At 52.0% G+C, this 21,596-nt stretch carries 19 protein-coding genes; 14 read left to right on the forward strand and 5 right to left on the reverse strand.

All coding sequences use genetic code 11. The features are described 5' to 3' along the window. Positions 1 to 874: 874 nt before the first annotated feature. Positions 875 to 1,096, reverse strand: coding sequence for a CsbD family protein (locus FD30_RS02820; RefSeq protein ID WP_056943812.1), 222 nt, complete (start codon positions 1,094 to 1,096; stop codon positions 875 to 877). Between the two features lie 441 nt (positions 1,097 to 1,537). Between FD30_RS02820 and FD30_RS02825 the strand changes: the two genes are divergently transcribed. The 7 genes from FD30_RS02825 to FD30_RS02855 all read left to right on the forward strand — a co-directional run bounded on the left by FD30_RS02825 (position 1,538) and on the right by FD30_RS02855 (position 12,303). Then, positions 1,538 to 4,075: a bacterial Ig-like domain-containing protein gene (locus FD30_RS02825; protein WP_056943813.1), complete on the forward strand. Its 2,538-nt coding sequence runs from the start codon at positions 1,538 to 1,540 to the stop codon at positions 4,073 to 4,075. A 196-nt stretch (positions 4,076 to 4,271) separates the two neighbouring features. Continuing rightward, positions 4,272 to 4,553: a hypothetical protein gene (locus FD30_RS02830; RefSeq protein ID WP_056943814.1), complete on the forward strand. Its 282-nt coding sequence runs from the start codon at positions 4,272 to 4,274 to the stop codon at positions 4,551 to 4,553. Positions 4,554 to 5,030: 477 nt separating this feature from the next. Continuing rightward, entirely contained in the window at positions 5,031 to 6,119 is a 1,089-nt protein-coding gene (locus tag FD30_RS02835) for a bifunctional glycosyltransferase family 2/GtrA family protein (protein ID WP_056943815.1), read from the forward strand. Continuing rightward, the gene (locus tag FD30_RS02840; RefSeq protein ID WP_056943816.1) at positions 6,109 to 8,100 is read left to right on the forward strand and encodes a glycosyltransferase family 2 protein; all 1,992 of its coding nucleotides are present in this window, start codon (positions 6,109 to 6,111) and stop codon (positions 8,098 to 8,100) included. The genes FD30_RS02835 and FD30_RS02840 overlap by 11 nt, the downstream gene beginning before the upstream one ends. Before the next feature lie 37 nt (positions 8,101 to 8,137). Further along, positions 8,138 to 9,976 (forward strand): hypothetical protein, encoded by a 1,839-nt coding sequence (locus FD30_RS02845; protein WP_056943817.1) that lies wholly within the window; start codon positions 8,138 to 8,140, stop codon positions 9,974 to 9,976. Between the two features lie 17 nt (positions 9,977 to 9,993). Next, entirely contained in the window at positions 9,994 to 11,847 is a 1,854-nt protein-coding gene (locus FD30_RS02850; protein ID WP_056943818.1) for a glycosyltransferase family protein, read from the forward strand. A gap of 27 nt (positions 11,848 to 11,874) precedes the next feature. Further along, on the forward strand, positions 11,875 to 12,303 hold the full coding sequence (locus FD30_RS02855) for a DMT family transporter (protein WP_338088319.1): 429 nt from the start codon (positions 11,875 to 11,877) through the stop codon (positions 12,301 to 12,303). Positions 12,304 to 12,354: 51 nt separating this feature from the next. On the opposite strand, the gene FD30_RS02860 is transcribed toward FD30_RS02855, so the two are convergent. Further along, the gene (locus FD30_RS02860; protein WP_024746197.1) at positions 12,355 to 12,717 is read right to left on the reverse strand and encodes a hypothetical protein; all 363 of its coding nucleotides are present in this window, start codon (positions 12,715 to 12,717) and stop codon (positions 12,355 to 12,357) included. A gap of 198 nt (positions 12,718 to 12,915) precedes the next feature. Beyond that, positions 12,916 to 13,296, reverse strand: coding sequence for a large-conductance mechanosensitive channel protein MscL (gene mscL, locus FD30_RS02865; protein ID WP_024746198.1), 381 nt, complete (start codon positions 13,294 to 13,296; stop codon positions 12,916 to 12,918). A gap of 342 nt (positions 13,297 to 13,638) precedes the next feature. On the opposite strand from mscL, the gene FD30_RS02870 reads away from it, so the two are divergent. From FD30_RS02870 to FD30_RS02900, 7 genes are all read left to right on the forward strand, one after another. Beyond that, positions 13,639 to 13,956 (forward strand): hypothetical protein, encoded by a 318-nt coding sequence (locus FD30_RS02870; protein ID WP_024746199.1) that lies wholly within the window; start codon positions 13,639 to 13,641, stop codon positions 13,954 to 13,956. Positions 13,957 to 14,048: 92 nt separating this feature from the next. Beyond that, the gene (gene prmA / locus FD30_RS02875) at positions 14,049 to 14,996 is read left to right on the forward strand and encodes a 50S ribosomal protein L11 methyltransferase (protein WP_024746200.1); all 948 of its coding nucleotides are present in this window, start codon (positions 14,049 to 14,051) and stop codon (positions 14,994 to 14,996) included. Between the two features lie 2 nt (positions 14,997 to 14,998). Then, positions 14,999 to 15,742 (forward strand): 16S rRNA (uracil(1498)-N(3))-methyltransferase, encoded by a 744-nt coding sequence (locus tag FD30_RS02880; RefSeq protein ID WP_056943819.1) that lies wholly within the window; start codon positions 14,999 to 15,001, stop codon positions 15,740 to 15,742. Between the two features lie 83 nt (positions 15,743 to 15,825). After that, the gene (locus tag FD30_RS02885; protein WP_056943820.1) at positions 15,826 to 16,167 is read left to right on the forward strand and encodes a hypothetical protein; all 342 of its coding nucleotides are present in this window, start codon (positions 15,826 to 15,828) and stop codon (positions 16,165 to 16,167) included. 17 nt (positions 16,168 to 16,184) lie between these two features. Beyond that, the gene (locus FD30_RS02890) at positions 16,185 to 18,413 is read left to right on the forward strand and encodes a RelA/SpoT family protein (protein WP_056943838.1); all 2,229 of its coding nucleotides are present in this window, start codon (positions 16,185 to 16,187) and stop codon (positions 18,411 to 18,413) included. A gap of 11 nt (positions 18,414 to 18,424) precedes the next feature. After that, complete coding sequence (gene dtd, locus FD30_RS02895; protein WP_056943821.1) at positions 18,425 to 18,871, forward strand: D-aminoacyl-tRNA deacylase; 447 nt, start codon at positions 18,425 to 18,427, stop codon at positions 18,869 to 18,871. 60 nt (positions 18,872 to 18,931) lie between these two features. Beyond that, positions 18,932 to 19,576 (forward strand): HAD-IA family hydrolase, encoded by a 645-nt coding sequence (locus FD30_RS02900; RefSeq protein WP_056943822.1) that lies wholly within the window; start codon positions 18,932 to 18,934, stop codon positions 19,574 to 19,576. A gap of 86 nt (positions 19,577 to 19,662) precedes the next feature. Here FD30_RS02900 and FD30_RS02905 read toward each other — a convergent pair whose 3' ends face one another. Both FD30_RS02905 and FD30_RS02910 read right to left on the reverse strand, forming a co-directional pair. Beyond that, positions 19,663 to 20,505, reverse strand: coding sequence for a fructosamine kinase family protein (locus FD30_RS02905; protein WP_056943823.1), 843 nt, complete (start codon positions 20,503 to 20,505; stop codon positions 19,663 to 19,665). 24 nt (positions 20,506 to 20,529) lie between these two features. Next, entirely contained in the window at positions 20,530 to 21,381 is an 852-nt protein-coding gene (locus tag FD30_RS02910; RefSeq protein ID WP_056943824.1) for an N-acetylmuramoyl-L-alanine amidase family protein, read from the reverse strand. Positions 21,382 to 21,596 lie beyond the last annotated feature (215 nt).

Below are 21,596 nucleotides of genomic sequence, written 5' to 3' on the forward strand. Positions count from 1 at the left end.
TTTTTGAAAAACATGAAAACTGACGACTTTTTTGAAAGGTATGAATAATTCAGGAAAATAAGTACTTTTTAAAGAGGGCAAAATAATGGCAAAAAAATATATTCGAATACAATATTACATGCTTGGCATTACAATTGTTCTAATGTGTGGCTCAATTCTCATAAATAATCCACTGTATTTAGATATTATAAGTTTCCTAGCTCTCGTAGGGTTAACACTTCATTTTGATCTTTTGGATTTTTCTAAAAGAGCATTTTTGTCCGAAAAAGTGGTTTGCTTTTTTCAGGTAGTCCTTCTTTTTATATCTCTTATTAAATTTCTCCTAGTAATACATGGTTCCTTATAGCTGATAGTTAATGCATGTTAAATGTATCTAGCTCTAGTTACAGTAGCATGTACTAATCCTTGTTAATATAATTTTGTAGTGGCGCTCAAGCGACTTCACGGTGATATTCGTTCGCTGTGAAGCCGTTTCTTTGTATCATTCGGTCAATGAGCTCTTCGACATCGGCTGGCTAGTTAATTCTGCTTGAACGCGTTCCACAACCGTTCAATAGGCCGTTGTTGTAAGGTGACCCGGGACTTGGTTACCTGGTGATTGGTCATAAGACTATTGACTTCCTTGGACGGGAAGGCTGATTCACGGTCAGTATGTATCAGCGGATGGACGTCACCGCTTTTGAAAAGCCCCCAAAAAAGACTACCAATCATAGCCTCAGCGATTGGTAGTCTTTTTTGGGGGCTCCTTATTTATGAGCTACCGTGTGTCTAGGGCTTTTTATGGCGTATTTTCCCACATAAGCCGCATAAAGCCTCCAAGAAAACTTTAGTCCCAATTAAAAAAGGGGGGCGACCAATGGCCACCCCCCACAGTTTACTCTTGGGTTTTCTCTTCTTCTAATTTGCGCTTAACGTCATCGGCGGTGTCTTTGGCGGCGTCCTTTAACTCGGAGAATTTATCCTTAGCTTTCCCCCAGGCGGCTTGTCCTTTACCTTCAGCCTCGCGTAACTTATCGTTGGTTGCCTTACCATCTAATTCCTTGGCCTTACCGCTAACCTGGTCCTTAGTGCTGTCAATCTTGTCGTTGAGACTCATTGTCAAAACCTCCTATAAGTTATTTGTTAACGTCATTATTCCATATATTGAATGTACTGTCTATCGAAACGCTCGTTTACACCTCGTCTAGGGTAAAAATAACTTGTTACGGTTTGAGTGAGATGACGGTGTAAACTGAATGGTAGGCTCTAATTGAAAGGATATCGTGGTCCTGCTTTTAAGGAAACAGAATCTCAAAAGTGGCTAATTCAAAAAACAATTAAATATTGTTCACAAGCAGATATTAAGACTGATAAGCTTAATTGACTGGTTTTACAGGGATTATACTACTAACAATAATTTATGTTCACAAATGATTATCCGAAAATAAATCATAGCGGTAAATTTCACATTGACTTATTAATGCTAGGAACTATAATGGAGGCAAATAAGGGGATAAAAGGTTACACACTAAAATAAATGAATTGGAGGATGAGTGGTATGTTTGAGACGAAAGTTCACTACAAAAGCTATAAGGCTGGGAAACGGTGGCTGTTTACCGCAATTGGTGTGACCACGCTGTGTGCCGGATTGTCATTAGCGGTTCCGGCGCAGGCGGATAGCACGCCAACGTCTGGGGCCAATACGACTGAGACGACGAGTGGCCAGGTCGTGAAGACGCCCGCAACGCCGCAGGCTGAATCGGCGTCATTGACTAGCTCATCCGATAATTCAACGGATGATCAGTCCGGGGCTACCGAATCCTCGGCACAACCCACAACCGAAGCTACGAGCCAGCCAGCAGCCACGACGTCTACGACCACGACGCCTAAGTCGGCTGCCAGTTCCGAGACAACGCCCGTCAATCCCATGGATGACGATCCCATGCCTTCGAATCCGTACATTGGCAAGCCCATTACGGATGATGCGTCTAACTATGTGATTCCAGACCCAACGCCATCACAGACGCCCGGCAAGACCATCGATCCCAACGCACCGGTTGCGCCAATTCAAGCCATTACGAACCATCCAGATGGGCATTTTGAAGACGAACGGGGGAATTCTTACGCGATTGCTTCAGCTTACTTGACGGCCAAGAACGCCCAGGGAACCAGTACGTCTCTGTCGACGGATAACGATGTGGATGATGGGATTCAAGCCATCGTTGACCCGCAGGCTACGGATGTGACGTTACACGTTCACGTTCATATGGCGTCTTCGTTGCCTTATAAGAGCGGGTATTCAACGATTGACCTCTCGTTACCCAACAGCGTTAAGTTCTATACGCCGACTTCTGACGTCACCATTGACCAGAGCATGACCGCGACCGACATTGCCGCCCAAGTCGGACCAGGGATTACCACGCATTACTATCTTGGGACCCACCCGTATACGGCGAAAGCCTTTGACCAAGCGGTGCAGGCAGGTCAGTTGACCTGGGACGACGTGGATAAAATTGAATTTACGGGTGACCTAGTGCCGAACCAAAGCTATGATGTGACCTTACCCATTGTAGCCAATAAGATTGATCAATTCTCACCGAACGGTTACGCCGAATTTCGTCTCCTCGATTTAGATGGCCTCGGTGGAAACGGTGGTGGCCTCTTACGGATTCGGTATGCTGATCCGCGGCGTAACGTCCAAGGGCAGTATGAAGCGGTTGTCCAAGATCCGACCACGGGAGCTTATGCGGTGGCCCCAGACGAAGTTCAGAACATCATGCCGGACGTAGGCTTAGACCAAGTTGCTTACCATAACGATTTTTCGGATACCCATTCGCCATATTGGAATCACGACCAGACTAATTCTGACCCCGTCTTCTTCAACGGTGGTACGGCTATCGTTAATTGGAAGAATATCAAGACGGCTGACGGCGACTCGCTGGCCCAAGCTTTAGCTAAGTTGGGCTACTCCTTAGCCTTAGACGACAACGGCCAACCCTTTCAGACCTATAACTACACGTCTAACGGACAGGACTTACAAATTGCGGGCGACTTGGTGACGAGTGGCTATCAAGGTAAACAAATTGCGCCTTCCGTTTATATTATTGTTCGGCAGGTTCTGCAGACTCAGGACAGCCAGCTAACAGTCGGTGAAGACTGGCACGCAGCAGATAACTTTGTTGCGGGATTGAACGACCAGAATCAACCGTTAACGGTTAGCGACGTGACGGCGACGTCAGACGATTCGGGCGTCATCGTGAACGGTAAGGCCGCCAAGGCGGGGACGGCAACGATTACCTACACGTACCGCGTTGCCGATGACTATAATGACACGGGTACCCCGTACATTGTGCAACGGACAGCCCTTGTGACGGTCACCGATCCGAATACGGGGACGACGCCGACCAAGCCCGGAACGGATACCGGGTCAACGGGCACAACCACACCAACTAAGCCGGACACTGGTTCCACGGGGACGACCACCACGCCAACCAAACCCGGAACAAGTACTGGGTCAACGGGCACGGATGTGACACCGACCGAACCCGGGACGGATACTGGGTCAACCGGGACCGTTACCACGCCAACGGAATCGAATGCTGGCGCTGGTGATGTCGGCAATCCGACACCGAGCGTTCCCGTAGCTTCTGACGGTGGGGCCGGGGATGAAGTCACTCACACGGTTCAGACGGATGCGCCGGTTACACCGGCCGCGGACCCAAGCACGCCAATCACGACACCGAAGTTAGTCACTACCGGTGCGGCTGATCAGGCCACGACACCAAAGGCGAAGTTAATTCGGGGTGGCGATGGTGACCGCGTGGTTAAGCAGTCCCGAGCATCCGCACCGACTAGCGAAACGGTGGGCACTACCCAAGTAACGAGTACGACCACGACTCAAGGAACCGCAGCCCAGCCGTTAATGGCGTCGACGATTACTCATCAGGCGACGCCGGCAGCGGACGTGCAAGTGAACACGGCAACCACCTTGCCGCAGACATCGGATCACCAGCAGTCCGGGTGGTTAGCTGTTGGATTGAGTACGCTAGTGGGACTACTGGGCTTTGCGGGTGCGCACCGGCGGTACCACGCGTAGTTTAAGACTTAAATGAAACTTGAAAATGGATTTTCCGTGCGACGAGTTCTGCGGGAAATCCGTTTTTGGCTTTGAGGATGGGCAAGTGACAGAATCAAGTCCTTTAGGGAAAATGGTTTTGGTAGGGGCCGTTCGTCCATTATCCTATAATGGAGTTATCAAATTTGATGAGTCGCTATTAAGGGGGATGAAGATGATGTTAGGATTTGTTTTGGGGACGGATGGCAGTCTCAGCACCTTCTTCGAGGCGTTTAAGCAAACGGGGGATCAGCTAACGACAGCGGAATATGATCTGTTGAAAGAATTAGTTCATCTAGCGCGGCATCCGGGAATCGTGGTCAACCTGGCTCAAAAGCTGGCACTAACGACGGCTGAATTAGATGCACAGATGACGCATCTCCAGGACCTAGGTCTGATTGCGTATTGGTCGGGTACTGCGGATCATCAGTCGTCAATGCCGGTATTGTTAGTCCGATAGAATGAAGTAAGCGCTGTGGTCTGGGGACTGCGGCGCTTTTTGTGTGGGTTTAAGGTCTTCAGCGGCAGAATGGCTATCTCTTGATTGTTAATCTATCCTAAAAATGATTCAAGGAGCTGATGAATTCGATGTGCTTTTAACGGGAAAACTTGCTTGTGATGGCTTACACGACATGTTGATTTTGATGGGACTGCTGAAATTAGTGAAAACGTATGCGAGGGGGAATCACGCACACTTTTAACGTTAAACGAGCGAATGACTCGTTTATAGGAGATAATAATTCACCGGAAAATGGTATCCGGTTTGGAAGAAAGTCGCTTAACCATTTCACGGTGGGTGGTCAAAAACGACTAGTTTCTTCGGTTTAAAACCGTTAATATGTTAATTAGATAAACAATCGTCCCCAAATCAGTCGTCAATGACTGATTTGGGGACGAACGGTCTCAGGGGAGATCAGACAAAGGATAGAGGACAGTTATGTTAAACTTTGGTATTTTGATTCCAGCGCTGGATCCGGATGCGCAACTCGTACAATTGGTGCGCCAACTTTTGGCCCAGCAACCGGCGCTGGCCAGCGTTGTCGTGGTCGATGATGGCAGCGACGCGAAGCATCAACCCATTTTTGAGCAGTTGCAACGCCTGGATGATTCCCGGTTGCGCCTGCTGCGTCATGCCCAGAATCAGGGAAAGGGTGCGGCCCTTAAGACGGGGTTCCGGTATTACCTTCAGCAGACCGATCTGCCAGAATTGGCGGGGATTGCGACCATGGATGCTGACGGACAGCACACGGTGGCGGCCCTCGAAAAGTGCCTTCATTTGGCCACTCAGCGACCGGATGACCTGATTATCGGAGCGCGACAATTTACGGGAGATATTCCCTGGCGGAGTCGTTTCGGGAATATCTTAACGGATAATCTAGTTCGGGTATTAACCCATCAGACGATTAGTGATACGCAGACGGGACTCCGGGTGATTCCCTGGACCTACCTGACCACTGCGCTGACGTTTCCTGGCGAGCGCTTTGAATTTGAATTCGACATGTTGCTCGAGGCTAAGAAGCATCACGTGACTATTAGTGAACAGCCGATTCCCACCATTTACCTTGACGGCAACGCCTCATCGCATTTTCGGGTGGTTCGAGACTCGCTGGCCATCTACGCCCGTTTTTTTAAGTTTGCGGCTAGTGGCTTGGCGTCTTTTGTGATCGATATCGGGTTGTTCAGCCTGTTCATGTTGCTATTAGGCCAGCAACAATCGTTGGCGGTGATCATGGGGGCGACCATTCTCGCCCGGTTAGCTTCGGCCGTTGTGAATTACCAGATCAACCGCCACGTGGTCTTCGAGAATGCCGGGGAACGTACATTGTGGAAATATGGTCTGTTGCTAGTTCTTCAAACCCTGGCCTCGGGTTATCTGACCCACGGGTTGACCGAACTCTTAAGTCTCGTTTGGCAGAGCGCGTTGACGCCGACCGTTGCCAAGTTAGTCGGGGATTTCTGCTTATTCTTGCTCAGCTATTATTTGCAAAAGAACTTTATTTTCAAGAGGCGATCCCATGTCAAATAAGCGACGGATTTTAAACGTTTTAGCCATTATCTTGTCCGTGATTTACCTCCTATGGCGGGTATTCTTTACGATTCCCTGGCACGCCCACTTATTTACGCTGATTTTCGCGTTGCTGTTGGTGCTGAGTGAAATCGTCTCGAACTTTACGGGCTTCATGCTGATTTTCTTCCGCATGTTAGCCACCCGTAAGAAACAAGACTTAGAGATTCCCGACTACGATGCCCGGCAGCCCTTGCCAGACGTCGATCTGATCATCGTGACGCATAACGAGGACGTCGAGTTGTTGCGTAAGACCATCAACGCGGCGACCTACATCAAGTATCCCAACCGCAAGCAGTTGCACATCGTGGTGGCTGATGATGGCAATCGACCGGAGGTGCAAGCCCTAACGGCGTACTACCATGTGGGGTACATTGGCATGACGGATAATAAAAAGGCCAAGGCGGGGAACATCAACCACGCCTTAGAACAGTTGCATTCCCCGTTATTCGTGATCTTTGACACGGATATGATCCCGTTTTCGGGTTTTCTCAACCAGACCGTACCGTTGTTCCAGCAGAACTTTCAAGCCTTACAGGACGACCCGGACCATACGGAACCCCTGGGCTTTGTGCAAACGCCCCAAAGTTTTTACAACGCCGACATCTTTCAGTTCAATCTATTTTCCGAAAGAATCGTGCCCAACGAACAGGACTTCTTCTCGCGGGACGTGAACGTGCTCAACGGGGGTAATAAGCGGGCTTTGTTCACCGGATCAAACGCGGTCTTCTTGCGTCAGGCGGTCGATGAGGTGGGCGGCTTCCCGACAGATACCATTACCGAAGACTTTGAACTGGGGACTGAGTTGAACATGGCCGGGTATATTAGCCTGGCAACTAAGGTTCCCCAGTCCAGTGGGATTACCCCCATTGACCTGAAGGGGGTCATTAAACAACGGACCCGTTGGGCGCGGGGCGTCATTCAGAGCTGTCGGAACCTCCATATCTTCTGGAACCCGAAGTTGTCGTGGATGAACCGCCTGATTCTGATCAACACCTACTTTTACTGGTGGGCCTTTTTCCGCCGAATTATTTATATCATTGCGCCGATTCTCTATGCCCTATGGAAGATTCAAGTGGTCAACGCGAACTTCTGGATCCTGATGATCGTCTGGGCCCCCGGCTACTTCCTCCTGCACTATGTGATGGGGGACACGTCGGGTCGTGGCGACCGGGAAGGGATGATTCGCAACGAACGGTGGGGGGAAGTCCAAGAGACGTTCTTTGCGCCGTACCTGTTTATTCCAGTGATTATGGAAACGATTGGGATCAAGGCCAAGAAATTTAAGGTGACCTCTAAGAATGTGACCTTTTCGCTTAAGGATAAGCTGTACATTATTCCTTACTTTGTGTTATGGGCCGTAACGTTGATTGCTATTGTGAAATTCAACTATGGTAAGTACGGTTCGGAGATCTTGGTGGGGAGCGTGATTACCTTCTGGTTATTGATGCACTTTATCAATTTGAGCATGTGCCTGTTCATTGCCATGGGGCGTCACGTGTACCGGAAGAACGAGCGCTTTATTCGAACGGTCGACGGCAAGGTCAAGCTGGCCGGTGGTCGGGACTGGCACCCCTTGGAGACTACCGATGTATCAGAAGGGGGCGTGGCCTTTACCTTCACCGACACCGGAGACATGCCGCTGGCGACGGGTGATGCCATTGAGATTCGGTTGCGGCGTCGGCGAAGTTGGATCACGTTGACCGGAACGGTCGCTAGAATTGCGCACCGGGGACAACAACCGATTTATAGTGCGCAGGTCGCCGTAGCCCCCGACCATAACCGGGACAATTACCTGCAATTGATCTATGACGGGGCGAACCAGACGCTGCCCCAAGTTCAAGATGCGTGGATTACACCATTTGATGAATTATACATGAACCTGGTCGTGCGGACTCAGGCCTACGAACGGCGGATGAGTCGCTGGTTCAACCGGGTCTAGTCTCACAGGCTCAAGACCAGATAGTTGGGAGATGAGGATGACGGCAGCTTGGTTGGGTGGTGCAAGTTATTTAATCGGTTTATTGGGCTACACGGGCTCGCTACGGCGACTCGGCGTGAGTCCTTATTTACGGTGGATCACCGCCATGTTGTTACAGATTCTTCTGCTATACGGTGCGGCCATGCTGGGGCAGTTGCGGTTAGGCATTTACGGCGTGACGGGGCTTGGCGTGATCCTATGGGGAACTTGGCAGATTTTAGGCCTATTTCACCGCGGTAGCTTGCCCTTTGAAGGCATCCACCTGTTTGATTTTTGGATGTTAGGCTTAGGCGGTGCCATGGTAGAGGTCCTGGCTCGTAGCCCCCTGGTCCACTACGATAACTTTTCGCACTGGGCGGTCATGGTCAAATTTTTAGTCTTTAGCGGCCACTTACCGGCGGCGACCGATCATCTGATCTCGTTTACCTCGTATCCGCCCGCCACGGCGCTGTTTATCACGCAGTTCGTTACCTGGGTCGGGTTCAGTGAAGGCGCGATGTTGGTGGCTCAGTTCCTATTGATCTGGGCGGCCGCTTACGCTGTATTCGCGGTGCTCCGTGACCGAACGCGTGCGCTGACGACCATGATCCTGTGTTTTACGATTGCGGGATCACTGGTGTTTAACGTGGCGATTCGGCTTAATAACTTGTTAGTGGACTACGTGTTGCCCATCTTAACGGTCGCCGCACTTGCGGGGATCTTTGCTTACCGCACGCGGCCGTGGTTGCTGTGCGGTCACGTGGCGGTGTTTAGTGCGGCGTTGTTACTGGTGAAAAATTCGGCGACGTTCTTTGTAGTGGTTATCGCGGGGGCCTTTCTGGTCACCCTGTTGAAGACCAACCGGACGAGATGGGCCTTGCCTGGCAACCTGCTACGGTTTGCGGGGACGATGGGGGTGGCGAGTCTGCCGTTTCTGCTCTGGCAGTGGCACGTCCACGCCACGTTCACCGTCTCGAAACACGAGATTAGTGCGCAGGCCTATCGGCATCAGCTGACCAGCGAGAGTCCAGCGACCATACTCAAGATTGCCCGCAAATTTGGGGAACAGATTCTGAACCCCCAGTCGTTATCGACCCAGGGCATTCTGTTACTCAACCTTTTGTTAGTGGGTGCTTGGGTCGTGATTCGTCTGGGCAAGCGCCGACGGAACCCGTTGCTGAAGACGGCGGGCTGGTTAGACGGGATGTTTGGCCTGTATTACCTGAGTTTGTTGGGGATGTATGTCTTGTCCATGCCCTACGCGGAAGCCATTTTATTGGATGGGTTTGAGCGGTACATGGGCAGTGTCGTGATCTTGGGCCTTTATCTGGGCGCCATGGTGTTTGTCCGGGTCTTAGACGCGACATTTTACGAACAGAACTTTGAGAAACGAAATTCACGGTCGTTTGCTACGATCATGTCGAAGAATGCGTACCAGCTGAGTACGTTGGTTGCGGGTTTCTTTGCGATTACGTTGATGTATTCGGAAATCACGGGGACGAATTTCACGAATCGTATGAACCAGCAGACCTTGCCGCTCCAACTCCAGCGGTGTTCGCGGCCGTGGACGCACTTGAATCATCGGAAGGTGTTAGTGGTCGATCCACACGCTACGGACGTGAACGACTACTATGCCGGTTACGCGGCACGGTACTACTACTTCACGGATCGGGCGGTCGGTCAGGAGAACTTTATGGTCTCGCCGGCGGCCTTCCGCCAAATCGTGCAGCAGTATGATTACGTGGTGATTCCGGAATTTCACCGCACGTTTACGGTCTTAACCCAGAAGGTTTACCATCAACGGGTCATCACGGGACTGTATCGGGTCACACCACAACGATTGTTGCGGCAACGTTAGGAAGTAAGGGGAACAATATGACATGGGTTTTAGGATTAGGGGTTTACAGCTTAGGCGTTCTGGGGTATAACGCAACGGTTCGACGCTTAGGCGTGAGTCCTTACCTGTCTTGGATCACGGTGTTTTTAGTACAGATTATCTTATTGTATGGCTTTGCAATGGTGGGGTGGCTGACTCCGGGGATCTGGGTCATCACGCTTGTGGGTGTCGCACTGTTACTGTACTGGTGGCTGCTAGGCTTCTGGGGCAAAGGCACGTTACCCTTTGAAGGCCTGCACCTCTTCGATGGGTGGATGGTCGGCCTGGGACTGGTCATGGTTCAGGTCTTGGGTCATAGTCCGCTCGTCCACTATGATAATTTTTCGCATTGGGCGGTCATGGTCAAATTTCTGACCTTTACGGGACACTTACCGGGTGCCCACGATACGATTATCTCGTTCACGTCGTATCCGCCCGCGACAGCGTTGTTTATCACGCAATTCGTTCACTGGGTCGGGTTCAGTGAAGGCGCCATGTTGATTGCGCAGTTCTTACTGATCTGGGCAGCTTCGTATTCAGTCTTTGCGGTACTGCGGGATCGGACCCGGGCGCTCACGTCCTTCCTATTATGTTTGACGATTGCCGTCTCGTACGTGTTTAACATCAACATCCGCTTGAACAACCTCTTAGTGGATTACGTGCTGCCCATCTTGACCGTTGCCGGATTGGTCGGGGTCTACGTCTATCGCCAGAAGCCTGGGCTCCAGTGTGGCCACGTTGCGTTGGTGGGGGCCGTTCTCTTACTGGTCAAGAATTCGGCGACCTTCTTCGTGGTGGTCCTGGCCAGCTACTTTTTGGGGATGCTCTGGACCACACGGCCGCAGCTTGTTCAGCGCTGGCCTCGCCGCTGGGCCAGTGTGTGGGGACGCTTTACGGGGACCTTAGTGGTTTTAGCGTTGCCCTTTCTGTGGTGGGAATGGCACGTGACGCACACGTTCACGGTGTCCAAGCACGAGATCAGTGCGGCCGCGTACCGACAACAGTTGCAACACGAAGGAAACGGGACGGTCCTGAAGCTGGGCCATCAGTTCCTAAAACAAGTGGTGAATGGTCAGTCGTTGTCGACCCAGGGCATCCTCCTGATCAACGGTCTGCTGCTGGGGTGCTATATCTTGATTCGGTGGCGCAGTCATCAGAAGAATCCGTTGTTAAAGACTTTAGTGGCCGTGGACGTGATCTTTGGACTGTATTATGCCAGTTTATTTGGGATGTACGTTTTATCGATGCCCTATGCGGAGGCCATCCGGCTAGATGGCTTCGAACGGTATATGGGCAGTACCGTGATTCTGGCACTGTTTATCGGGGCCATGGTTCTGTCCCGGACCATCGACTACGCGTTTTACGAGCAAGAATTTGCCAAGCGTGACTTGCGAGCTTTCCGGTCGATCGTGACCAAGAACGCGTATCAGATGGGGAGCTTCTTGATGATCTTCTTTGCCATCATCATGATGTACTCGGAGATTAACGGGACCAAGTTCACCAACCAGATGAACCGGGGAACGTTGCCCGTGCAGTTAGCACAGATTGCCTCGCCCAGCACGCAGTTGACTCATCGGCGGGTGCTGCTCGTTGACCCGCATCCGGGTGATGTGGACAGCTACTATGCTGGCTTCTTAGCCAACTACTACTTCTTTACCAACCACGGTGTGGGGCAGGAGAACTTTATGGAGTCTCCGGCCCAGTTCAAGCAAAATGTGCAGCGTTACCAGTACATTGCGATTCCGGAGTACCACCACACCTTTACGGTCATGATGCGTAAGACCTACCATCAAGAGATTCGGACCGGGTGGTTTAAGGTGACGCCGACGGGGTTAGTCCCACAGAAATCGTAGGGCGTTCGGTCGGAAGCATCGCGTCGAATGGTTCGGTGTGGTAGAATTCTAGGGGATGACATTAAGACGCGTCACGGTGAGCGACTGGGCATTAAGGTCGTTGAGCCGACGCGGTGGGGGGTCGTTGAGTTTATGGGATACTTGTATTTAGCGGTGTCGATTGTGACGGAACTTTTGGGCACCACGATGTTACGCTACTCGAACGGGTTTACGCGGCTAGGACCGACGTTGACGTCGTTAGTGGCCTATACGATTTGTTTTTACTTCCTATCGTTAACGTTACGGACCGTGAACATGAGTGTGGCGTATGCGTTGTGGGGTGGGGTCGGCATTGTGTTGACCACCCTGGTCGCCGTCCTCTTCATGCATGCGCCCATCAACTTGGCCAGTGTCTTAGGCATCGGCATGATTCTGGTGGGAAGCTTGATTCTTAACCTTTATGGGACGGGTCATTAGACCCAAAAAACCGCGCTGATTTCGGTCAGCGCGGTTTGTTCGTTATAGGGGTTAGCCTTCACGGTCGGCATCTTCGGCTAATTCTAGCCAGATCGTGAGTGGTGACGGGATGTAGTCGGGCCACTTTTCCATCTTTTTAGCACACCGATCTAGAACGTGGCTTTGGCCGTCAGTAGCGAGGTCCTCAAAGACCGTTTCGGCCATCGCATTATCGGTCAGGTCCGTCATCAGAGTCGGGAGGTTGTGCTTCCACTCCTGAACGAGGTCCTGGTAGATGACGATTCGGCGGGCTTGTAGGATGGTGTAGTCAACGCCTTCAACGTGAAGACGCTTAATTAACCGGTCATATTCGTTATAGACTGCGGCTTGAGCCCGCTGCCAGTCCGTTTCAGTGAATGCTTTTTCTTCTTTCATGGTGGTTACCTCGCTTTAAAAGGATTATGAAACTCTTGGGCGCATCCGGACCGTTAGTCGTTTTGGTCACGGTTCTCAGTATAGCATTTTTTGTGCGAGATAACGCCATCATCCCTAGAATCCGGTGGGACGCTCTTTAAGAGCGTTGCAAACAAAAAAAGACCGATCGTCGCGGTTAGGCGGTCAGTCCCGGTAAAGCTATTTCTTTTGGTCCTTTAACAGCGTCACGATTTCTTTGAGGTATTGTTCTTCCGCGGATGGTTCCGGCGTTTCTTCGGGTTCTTCCGGTTTCTTCGGAACGAGTCGGTTCAGGAACTTGACCAGTAAGAAGACCACGAATGCAATAATTAGGAAGTTAATGACGGAATTGATAAACGCCCCGTATTTAAAGTGGGCGTCTCCCACGGTGAAGACCAGATTGGAAAAATCGATGTTGCCGACAAAGACCCCCAGCAGTGGGTTGATCAGGTTAGTGACCAGTGACTTGACGATGGCCGTGAATGCAGCCCCGACAATAACCCCAACGGCTAGGTCCATGACGTTGCCGCGTGCGATAAACTCTTTGAACTCTTTGAGCATAGTACGGACCTCCCTTAGTAATTACCTTTAATTTTTAGCGTTTCTGAGTGAAATTGCAACCTAAACGCAATAAAAATCATTATTTTAAGCGGACTTAGGATTGGCGCTGAAAAAGTTGGGGGAAGTATGCTATAATAATGTAAGTGGTTTCATGAATAGCTGTTGCAATGAAATCAAGTGACAATCGTTGGCACGGTAAGTCAATTTGCGAACGTTTTACTTGCATTTGAGGACGGAATCCTCTATTATTGTGCATTGATATATTCAGAAGTATTTAGATAATCTCGGGTGGTTGTAACCCTTGATTTACCGGGGATTATCGCGAATTAGGAGGTGATTACCATGCTGAGTCGAACCAAACAATTCTTACGGCAACATAATTATCGTTATGAAAAGTCGTACATTCGACCGTTGATGGCGCCGGAGAGCGTCTACGTCTTTAAATTTGGCCATGATTCGCTCAATAATCGGGTAATCATTCGTTATGGTCACACGTGGACTGGGCGTCAGCGGATCAACGAGATTGATCTGCGGCTGCACAAGCAGAAGCATCCACGGGTTTTCCAAAATGAAGCGGATATGCTGGATTACTTAGAAGCACATCTTGCTGAACGGGAACAACGTCACGCCGACCACTCGACTAATCCTGAAAAAGTGTAGCGTCGTGGGACAATAATTTGATAGGCTAATGGTGAGCCGGCGACAAACTTAGTTGTCGCTGGCTTTTTGTAGTTCAAGGAGGAATTTAACTGATGCAATGGACTGAGGTCAGTGTTTTGACCACCAACGAGGCCGTAGAAGCGGTCAGCAACATCTTACAAGAAGCGGGCGCAAGTGGCGTTAAGATTGATGACGCGGCAGATTACCAGCATTTACAAGCTAGACCCGATGAGATTCTCGACCTGGGGGATATCCCGCATCGCACCACGGGGGCTGAAGTCACAGCGTACTACCCGGCGACGGTCTTTGTACCGGAGATTTTGCCCACCATTAAACAACGGGTCAATGAGCTGGCTAGTTTTGGCCTGAACGCCGCCCCCGGAAAAGTGACCACCCAAGCGGTGGCGGACGAGAGCTGGGCGACTGCCTGGCAAAAATATTATCATCCAGTCCGGATCACCCGGTATTTGACCGTGACCCCTAGCTGGGAAGACTATCAACCGGTTCAACCGGGCGAGCAAGTGATTCGCCTGGACCCGGGGATGGCGTTCGGGACGGGGACCCATCCGACCACGCAACTTTCCCTGACGGCATTGGAAATGGTGGTTCGGGGCGGCGAGCGGATGTACGACGTTGGAACGGGTTCCGGGGTCTTAAGCATCGCCGCGAAGTTCTTAGGCGTTGACCAGATCACGGCGTTTGACCTTGATGACGTTGCCGTCCGGTCCGCTAAGGCCAACTTGGCGTTGAACCCAGTCGCTGCGGACGTGGTGGCTAAGCCCAATGATTTATTGAACGGGATTCACCAACCGGTCGACTTGGTCGTGGCGAATATCTTGGCTGAGATTATTGTTCCGTTAGTTCCGCAGGCTTGGGAAAACTTGACGCCCGGGGGTTATTTCCTGACATCGGGGATCATTGCGGATAAACTAGAGACGGTGGTTGCCGCTCAGAAGAAGCAGGGCTTCATCATTGACAACATCTTACAGATGAAGGATTGGCGTGGCGTGATCGCGCATAAACCAACGGAGGATGAATAAGGATGCAACGGTATTTCTTAGAGCACCAGCAGCAAGATGGTGACCAGGTCACGTTGGATGCGGCGACTACCCACCACTGGGTCGTGGTCTTACGCGCGGCAGTGGGCGATACGGCGGAATTCGTGGATGCTAAGGCCCACCTTTTCCACGGTGAGCTCCTGACGGCAGATACCGCTGCGGCGACCGTCCGGTTACAAGCGGTGCCAACGCCAACCGTTGAGTTGCCCGCAGCTATTACGATTGCCTGTGGCTTGCCTAAGCAGGAAAAGGCGGAATGGATCACGCAGAAAGCCACCGAAATGGGAGTCGCCCACGTGATCTTCTACGGTGCCGATTGGTCAGTGGCCAAGTGGCAGGGAAATAAAGTGGCGAAGAAGTTGGCGCGTTTGACCAAGGTCGCGCACGGGGCAGCGGAGCAGTCCCACCGTTTGCGCCAACCAGATGTGACGTATGCGCCGACGTTGCGGGCCGTTTTGCAGACGACTTATGACCATTCCGTCATGGCCTACGAAGAATCGGCCAAACAGGGGGAACACAGCGCCCTTAAAACCGCGTTGCAAGCGGTCACCTCGGGACAGACGGTTCTGGCCATCTTCGGGCCCGAGGGGGGGATTAGTCCTGCTGAAGTCACCCTAGCGCAGACGGCTGGTGCGACCCTGGTGGGCTTGGGCCCGCGTATCTTGCGGACCGAGACGGCGCCCCTGTATTTCTTAACGGCGGCCTCGGTCTTGTGGGAACTGCAGTAATCCTGAAAATCAGGTGAAATCGTCCTGAAAACATGCTAAAATGGTTGCAATTATTCTTGAAAGAGAGTTAGGTGGGGGTCAGAATGGATCATTTGAAGAAGCTCGGGTGGCCCTACTGGGTCGTCGGAATCGGTTTGGGGCTAGTGGTCCCGGCAGTGGCCCAACTGTTAGCCGTGAGTGCTGTGATTCGTTTCGGTGTTTTGCTACTGGTGATCAACGGCAGCGCAGCGATTGCGGTGGGACGGGTGATTGCCCGTCGGCAGCAGCCCAAATGGTGGGTCCTGATTTTTCCAGTCTGTTACTGGCTAGGGGCGTATGCCTTCTTGCCAAGATATACCCAGTACTTTGCGCTGGTGTACCTGTGCCTGTCATATTTGACGGCCGGGTTAAGTACCATGGTCACAACACAAGAAACTAAAAACTAAGGGTGGTGACGGCCGATATGACCAAAGAACGCGTTTGGACGGCTGAAGATGTAATTGCCAGAGTGGGACAATATATGAATGCGGAACACGTTGAAATGGTGGTCAAAGCCTGTCATTTTGCAACGGTTGCCCATCAAGATCAGTTCCGGCAGTCTGGCCAACCCTATATTATGCATCCCATTCAGGTGGCGGGGATTCTGGCTGACCTGAACATGGATCCCGAAACCGTTTCTGCCGGATTCCTCCACGATATCGTGGAGGATACGGGGGTCACGTTGGGGGATGTCCGGGAACTATTTGGCGACGACGTGGCTTTGATCGTCGATGGCGTCACCAAGCTTGGAAAGATCAAGTACAAATCAAATAAGGAACAGCTGGCGGAAAATCACCGAAAATTGCTCTTAGCAATGTCGAAGGATATTCGGGTGATGATTGTGAAGCTGGCCGACCGGTTGCACAACATGCGGACGTTGCAGCATTTGCGCCCGGATAAGCAACGGCGTATCGCCAACGAAACGTTGGAAATTTACGCACCGTTGGCTGACCGGTTAGGGATCAGTACCATCAAGTGGGAGCTTGAGGATATTTCGCTGCGGTACCTGAACCCCCAACAGTATTACCGCATCGTCCACCTGATGAACTCACGGCGGGATCAGCGGGAATCTTACATTGCGGCGGCAATCAAGGATATTCAAACGTCGATTGCGGATTTGAAGCTGAATCCGGAAATTTATGGTCGGCCTAAGCACATCTACTCGATTTACCGTAAGATGAAGGACCAACATAAACAATTTAGCCAAATTTATGACCTGTTAGCGATTCGGGTGATCGTGGACACCATCAAGGACTGTTACGCGGTTTTGGGAGCGATTCACTCCCAGTGGAAGCCCATGCCGGGACGGTTCAAAGACTACATTGCCATGCCTAAGGCCAACATGTACCAGTCGCTACATACCACGGTGATTGGTCCCGAGGGTAAGCCACTGGAAGTTCAGATCCGGACTAAGGAAATGCACGCCGTGGCAGAATACGGGGTCGCGGCGCATTGGGCTTACAAGGAAGGTGTGAAGGATAAGGTTCAGGCCACCAACACGGGGGATAAGCTGAACCTGTTCAAGCACATCATCGAACTTCAAGAAGACACCGATGACGCGGCCGACTTCATGGACAGTGTTAAGGGTGAGCTCTTCGGGGACCACGTGTACGCGTTCACCCCCAAGGGCGACGTCTTAGAGTTGCCTAAGGGAGCTGGCCCGCTGGATATGGCCTACGCAATTCATACGGAGGTTGGGCACCACACCACGGGTGCGACCATCAACGGTAAAATCGTGCCACTGGATTACGAGATCAAGAATGGGGACATTGTAGACATTCGGACCTCGAGTAGTTCGGCGGGTCCTAGTCGGGATTGGTTGAAGCTGGTTTCCACGCGGCGCGCACGTAATAAGATCAAGCAGTTCTTCCGGCAACGGGATCGGGAACAAAACATCGACCAAGGAGAGGAAATGGTCGAGCGGATGGTTCGTGATTTGGGCTATGACCCTAAAGCGACCCTGACCAAGGAGAACCTGGATAAGGTCACGGCTAAGTTGCATTACCAGCAAGTCGATGACCTGATGGCCGCCATTGGGTTCGGTGATCTGCAACCTCGCGGGGTGGTTAACCGCTTGACGGAAGATCAACGGCAAGCCGCCGAGGATGAACGTCGGCGCCAAGAAGAACGCGAGCTATTGGAAGAGCACCAGACCATCAAGAACGATGGGGAAACGGACAAAAAGGACCGGAAGAAGCAACCGGATGGCGTCGTCATTGAAGGCGTCGACAACCTGTTAGTCCGGCTGAGTCATTGTTGTTCACCGGTACCGGGAGACCCGATTGTGGGATACATCACCAAGGGCCGGGGAGTTTCCGTTCACCGGACGGATTGTCCCAACGTTCGTCACGCTGAAGAGAACGGCGAGCGAATCGTCTCCGTGAAGTGGGGCGACGAACACGGCAACCGGACCAATTACAATGCCAACATTGAAGTCCAAGGTTACAACCGGAACGGCCTGCTAAACGAGGTCTTGCGGATGATCAACAACTCCACCAAGGATCTGACATCGATCAACGGGAAGGTCGACCATAATAAGATGGTCATCATCTCGGTGAGCCTGGGAATCCGTAATAAGTGGGAGCTGCAACGGGTCATGGATAATATCAAGAACGTACCGGACGTTTACGTAGTTAAGCGCCCGTTCCGTTAGGAGGACACAAGATGCGAATTTTACTGCAACGGGTTACCCAAGCTAGTGTGACCATCGATGGTCAAGTCCATGGTCAGATTGGCCCGGGCTTCTGCCTATTGGTGGGCGCCGAGGACAGTGATACCAGCGAACAGGTGGATTACCTGGTGCGCAAGATCAGTCGGTTACGGGTCTTTAGTGATGCGGCGGGCAAGATGAACCTGAGCATTGCTGATGTTCAAGGCAGTGTTCTGTCAGTCTCCCAGTTTACGCTATACGCCAACACCAAGAAGGGCAACCGGCCCAGCTTCGTGGGGGCGGGAGATCCCGACCACGCGCATCAGCTATACGACGAGTTCAACACTAAGTTAGCGGCCACGGGGATTCCCGTGGAGACGGGCGTCTTTGGTGCGGACATGCAAGTCGCATTGACCAACGATGGACCAGTAACGATTTGGTTCGATACGGATCAGCTTTAAACGATAATCGAAACGACCAGTGTTCCTGCTGGCCGTTTTTTTGAGGAGGTAGCCCAGATCATGCGTTATCAGAATTTATTTTGGGATTTTGACGGGACTTTGGTCAATACTTATCCGGGGATGGTCGCCGCGTTCAGCGAGGCCCTGGTAGATGATGGGGTCAATGATTTTGAAATCGATACGGTAGAAATTTACAAAACCATGCGGCAACATAGTCTGGGGACCGCCCTGCAGCGGTTCTCAGCGGAGTTTAGCTTGGGGAAAGAACGACTGGCCAAGCTCTACCAGCTCGCCGCCGCACCTAAGCTGGCACAAGCTCAGGCGTTTGTCGGAGCCGCGGAGTTGTTAACCGCCGTGGGTCAACGGGGCGGGCATCACTTTTTAGTGACGCACCGGGATGCCAAGGCGTTGGATCGGTTGACCGAGTTAGGGTTGAAGGCGGCCTTCACGGGGGCCGTGACAGCGGCAGATCAGTATCCACGAAAACCGGACCCCACTAGCCTGCAAGCGCTCTGTCGGCAATATGACGTTGACCCGCAAACGGCCATCATGATTGGTGACCGGAACTTAGACGTGCAAGCGGGCCACCGGGCGGGAATGGCTGGTGCCCTCTTCGACCCGGAACACCTGATCGTTGATGAGAGTCAACCAGAGATTCGGGTCACGCAATTGGGTGAGCTGCAGACCTGGCTATTGGCCAAGTAATCATCGGCTACGAATTAAGCTAATTAAAAAGCCTCAGCACGCGTTAAGGTGCTGAGGCTTTTAGCGTCTAGTTGAAAGGATGGCGCCTATCCTCGACTTAAGGTCACGTCAACGGCTTCACCGTAAGTCTCACCGAAGAGGTTCAGGTGGGCTAGAAGGTAGTAGAGCTGGTAATGAGGTAACCGGTCAGCGTACCCGGCGTCTAGTGGGTAGGCGTCTTGGTAACCCTTATAGAAATCGCCATCGAAGCCACCGAAGATGGTAGTCATGGCCAGGTCGAACTCGCGGTCACCGTACAGGGTGTCGGGATCGATCAACGTGGGGGTCCCTTCGGCGGTGAAGAGGTAGTTTCCCGCCCAGAGGTCGCCGTGAAGCAGGGCGGGCACAATCTTGCGGTCCTGGTTTTCGTTGACGATGGCTTGGCGAACCCGTTGATACTCACGTTCCCGGTGTGCGTTCCAGAGGTGATGGGCTTGGGCCCGTTGCACCAGGGGGTCGAGTCGTTGTTGTAAGTAAAAGGTGGTCCAGTCGGATTGCCACTGGTTATGCTTGGGGAGCTTGGCGACCAGGTTGTCCTGGTCGAAGCCAAATTTGGGCGCGGTCACTTGATGGACCCGGGCGACGGCTTGCCCCAGTTCGTACTGGGAACCGGTACCCGTTTCCAGAAATTCCAATAACAGGTAGGCATCTCCGTCGATGGTGCCGGTCCCGATGACGTCGGGAACGTTAACGGCTTGACTAAGGGCGTGCAGTCCCGCCACCTCGTGAGTGTAGAAGCTCGCGGGGGTCTGGGGTTGGACCAGTAAAAAGTAGGGGCCTTCGGCGGTCGTCAGACGAAAAGCCTGGTTGATGTCGCCCCCGGAGACGGGTGTGGCGGCGGTAACGGTAGGTAATGGTAATTGGGCGAGCCAATTTGCTGATAGTTGCATAGAGATTCGCTTCTTTCCAAATGATTAATGCTGAGTCGTAAAGTAGCGACTAAGACCTTGAACGACATTGTTGGCCACGGTTTCTTGATAGCGCGCGTTACGAATGTCGCTAAAGTCCTTTTTGGTGTTGATGTAGCCCATTTCTAACAGGAGGGCTGGTTGCCGGTTATCCCGGATGACTTCGAAGTTTCCGTAGCGAATTCCCCGATTGGTCAGCGGTAAATCGTTCATTTCCTGATTGACGGCCTCTGCCAGGGCGTATGAGGTCTTGCGGTGGTAGTAGTAGGTCGTGGTCCCGGAAGCCAGATTATCGGTGGGAGAAGAATCAAAGTGGAAGCTGATGAAGGCGTCCGCTTGATGGGTGTTGGCGAGTTCGGGGCGGTGAGCCAAGCTAACCGTGGTATCCGAATTGCGGGTCATGATGACGTGAGCCCCCTTAGCCCGGAGCAGGCGGGCCACCCGTTGGGCCAACTCGAGGGTGTAAGTCTTCTCATCGTGCTTCTGGTCGATCGACAGGGCACCGGAATCACTGCCCCCGTGTCCGGGGTCCAGGACAATGGTGGCTTCGGAGAGGGTGGTGGCGTGGGTTAACTTACCGGGATGGTCAACTAACCAACTGGCGACCCATCCGAAGTGGTTCTGACTGTCACGCACGTGGTACCAGTTATCTTTTTCACCGATGATGGTGAGCCGGCTATTTTTAGCCACTTTGGTGGTCACGGCGTAGGTCAATCCCGGGCCCCGTCGCAGGTTTAAGTTACTGACGGTGGCGGTTACGGCGTTGTTGCGGACGAACGCGATCAGCAGGCCCCCGGCGACCAGTAAAATAATTAGGCTGGTGACCAGGCCAGCCCAGTTCTTTGGTTTAAAATGCATGTCCGTGCTCCCTTTTTCAAATTATGACAATTATACCACGCCCAACGGGGACAACCTGCTAACTTATCAGCGGGAACCTTGACTTTTGGCAAAGCTTTCAGTATTCTTAAGGAGAATAAAATAGAAGCCGATGAGAAAGACTAGTAGAAGGTTATCCGTTTACAGAGAGGTTGTCTCGCTGAAAGCAACCAACGTGGTGAATTTGAAGACACTTT

The organism is Levilactobacillus namurensis DSM 19117, from assembly GCF_001434785.1.
In the GTDB taxonomy this organism is placed as follows: Bacteria; Bacillota; Bacilli; order Lactobacillales; family Lactobacillaceae; genus Levilactobacillus; species Levilactobacillus namurensis.

Excerpts from the sequence above, each read along its gene's own strand:
- FD30_RS02820 (WP_056943812.1), bottom strand. The coding sequence starts at position 1,096 with ATGAGTCTCAACGACAAGATTGACAGCACTAAGGACCAGGTTAGCGGT.
- FD30_RS02825 (WP_056943813.1), top strand. The coding sequence starts at position 1,538 with ATGTTTGAGACGAAAGTTCACTACAAAAGCTATAAGGCTGGGAAACGG.
- FD30_RS02830 (WP_056943814.1), top strand. The coding sequence starts at position 4,272 with ATGTTAGGATTTGTTTTGGGGACGGATGGCAGTCTCAGCACCTTCTTC.
- FD30_RS02835 (WP_056943815.1), top strand. The coding sequence starts at position 5,031 with ATGTTAAACTTTGGTATTTTGATTCCAGCGCTGGATCCGGATGCGCAA.
- FD30_RS02840 (WP_056943816.1), top strand. The coding sequence starts at position 6,109 with ATGTCAAATAAGCGACGGATTTTAAACGTTTTAGCCATTATCTTGTCC.
- FD30_RS02845 (WP_056943817.1), top strand. The coding sequence starts at position 8,138 with ATGACGGCAGCTTGGTTGGGTGGTGCAAGTTATTTAATCGGTTTATTG.
- FD30_RS02850 (WP_056943818.1), top strand. The coding sequence starts at position 9,994 with ATGACATGGGTTTTAGGATTAGGGGTTTACAGCTTAGGCGTTCTGGGG.
- FD30_RS02855 (WP_338088319.1), top strand. The coding sequence starts at position 11,875 with ATGGTTCGGTGTGGTAGAATTCTAGGGGATGACATTAAGACGCGTCAC.
- FD30_RS02860 (WP_024746197.1), bottom strand. The coding sequence starts at position 12,717 with ATGAAAGAAGAAAAAGCATTCACTGAAACGGACTGGCAGCGGGCTCAA.
- mscL (WP_024746198.1), bottom strand. The coding sequence starts at position 13,296 with ATGCTCAAAGAGTTCAAAGAGTTTATCGCACGCGGCAACGTCATGGAC.
- FD30_RS02870 (WP_024746199.1), top strand. The coding sequence starts at position 13,639 with ATGCTGAGTCGAACCAAACAATTCTTACGGCAACATAATTATCGTTAT.
- prmA (WP_024746200.1), top strand. The coding sequence starts at position 14,049 with ATGCAATGGACTGAGGTCAGTGTTTTGACCACCAACGAGGCCGTAGAA.
- FD30_RS02880 (WP_056943819.1), top strand. The coding sequence starts at position 14,999 with ATGCAACGGTATTTCTTAGAGCACCAGCAGCAAGATGGTGACCAGGTC.
- FD30_RS02885 (WP_056943820.1), top strand. The coding sequence starts at position 15,826 with ATGGATCATTTGAAGAAGCTCGGGTGGCCCTACTGGGTCGTCGGAATC.
- FD30_RS02890 (WP_056943838.1), top strand. The coding sequence starts at position 16,185 with ATGACCAAAGAACGCGTTTGGACGGCTGAAGATGTAATTGCCAGAGTG.
- dtd (WP_056943821.1), top strand. The coding sequence starts at position 18,425 with ATGCGAATTTTACTGCAACGGGTTACCCAAGCTAGTGTGACCATCGAT.
- FD30_RS02900 (WP_056943822.1), top strand. The coding sequence starts at position 18,932 with ATGCGTTATCAGAATTTATTTTGGGATTTTGACGGGACTTTGGTCAAT.
- FD30_RS02905 (WP_056943823.1), bottom strand. The coding sequence starts at position 20,505 with ATGCAACTATCAGCAAATTGGCTCGCCCAATTACCATTACCTACCGTT.
- FD30_RS02910 (WP_056943824.1), bottom strand. The coding sequence starts at position 21,381 with ATGCATTTTAAACCAAAGAACTGGGCTGGCCTGGTCACCAGCCTAATT.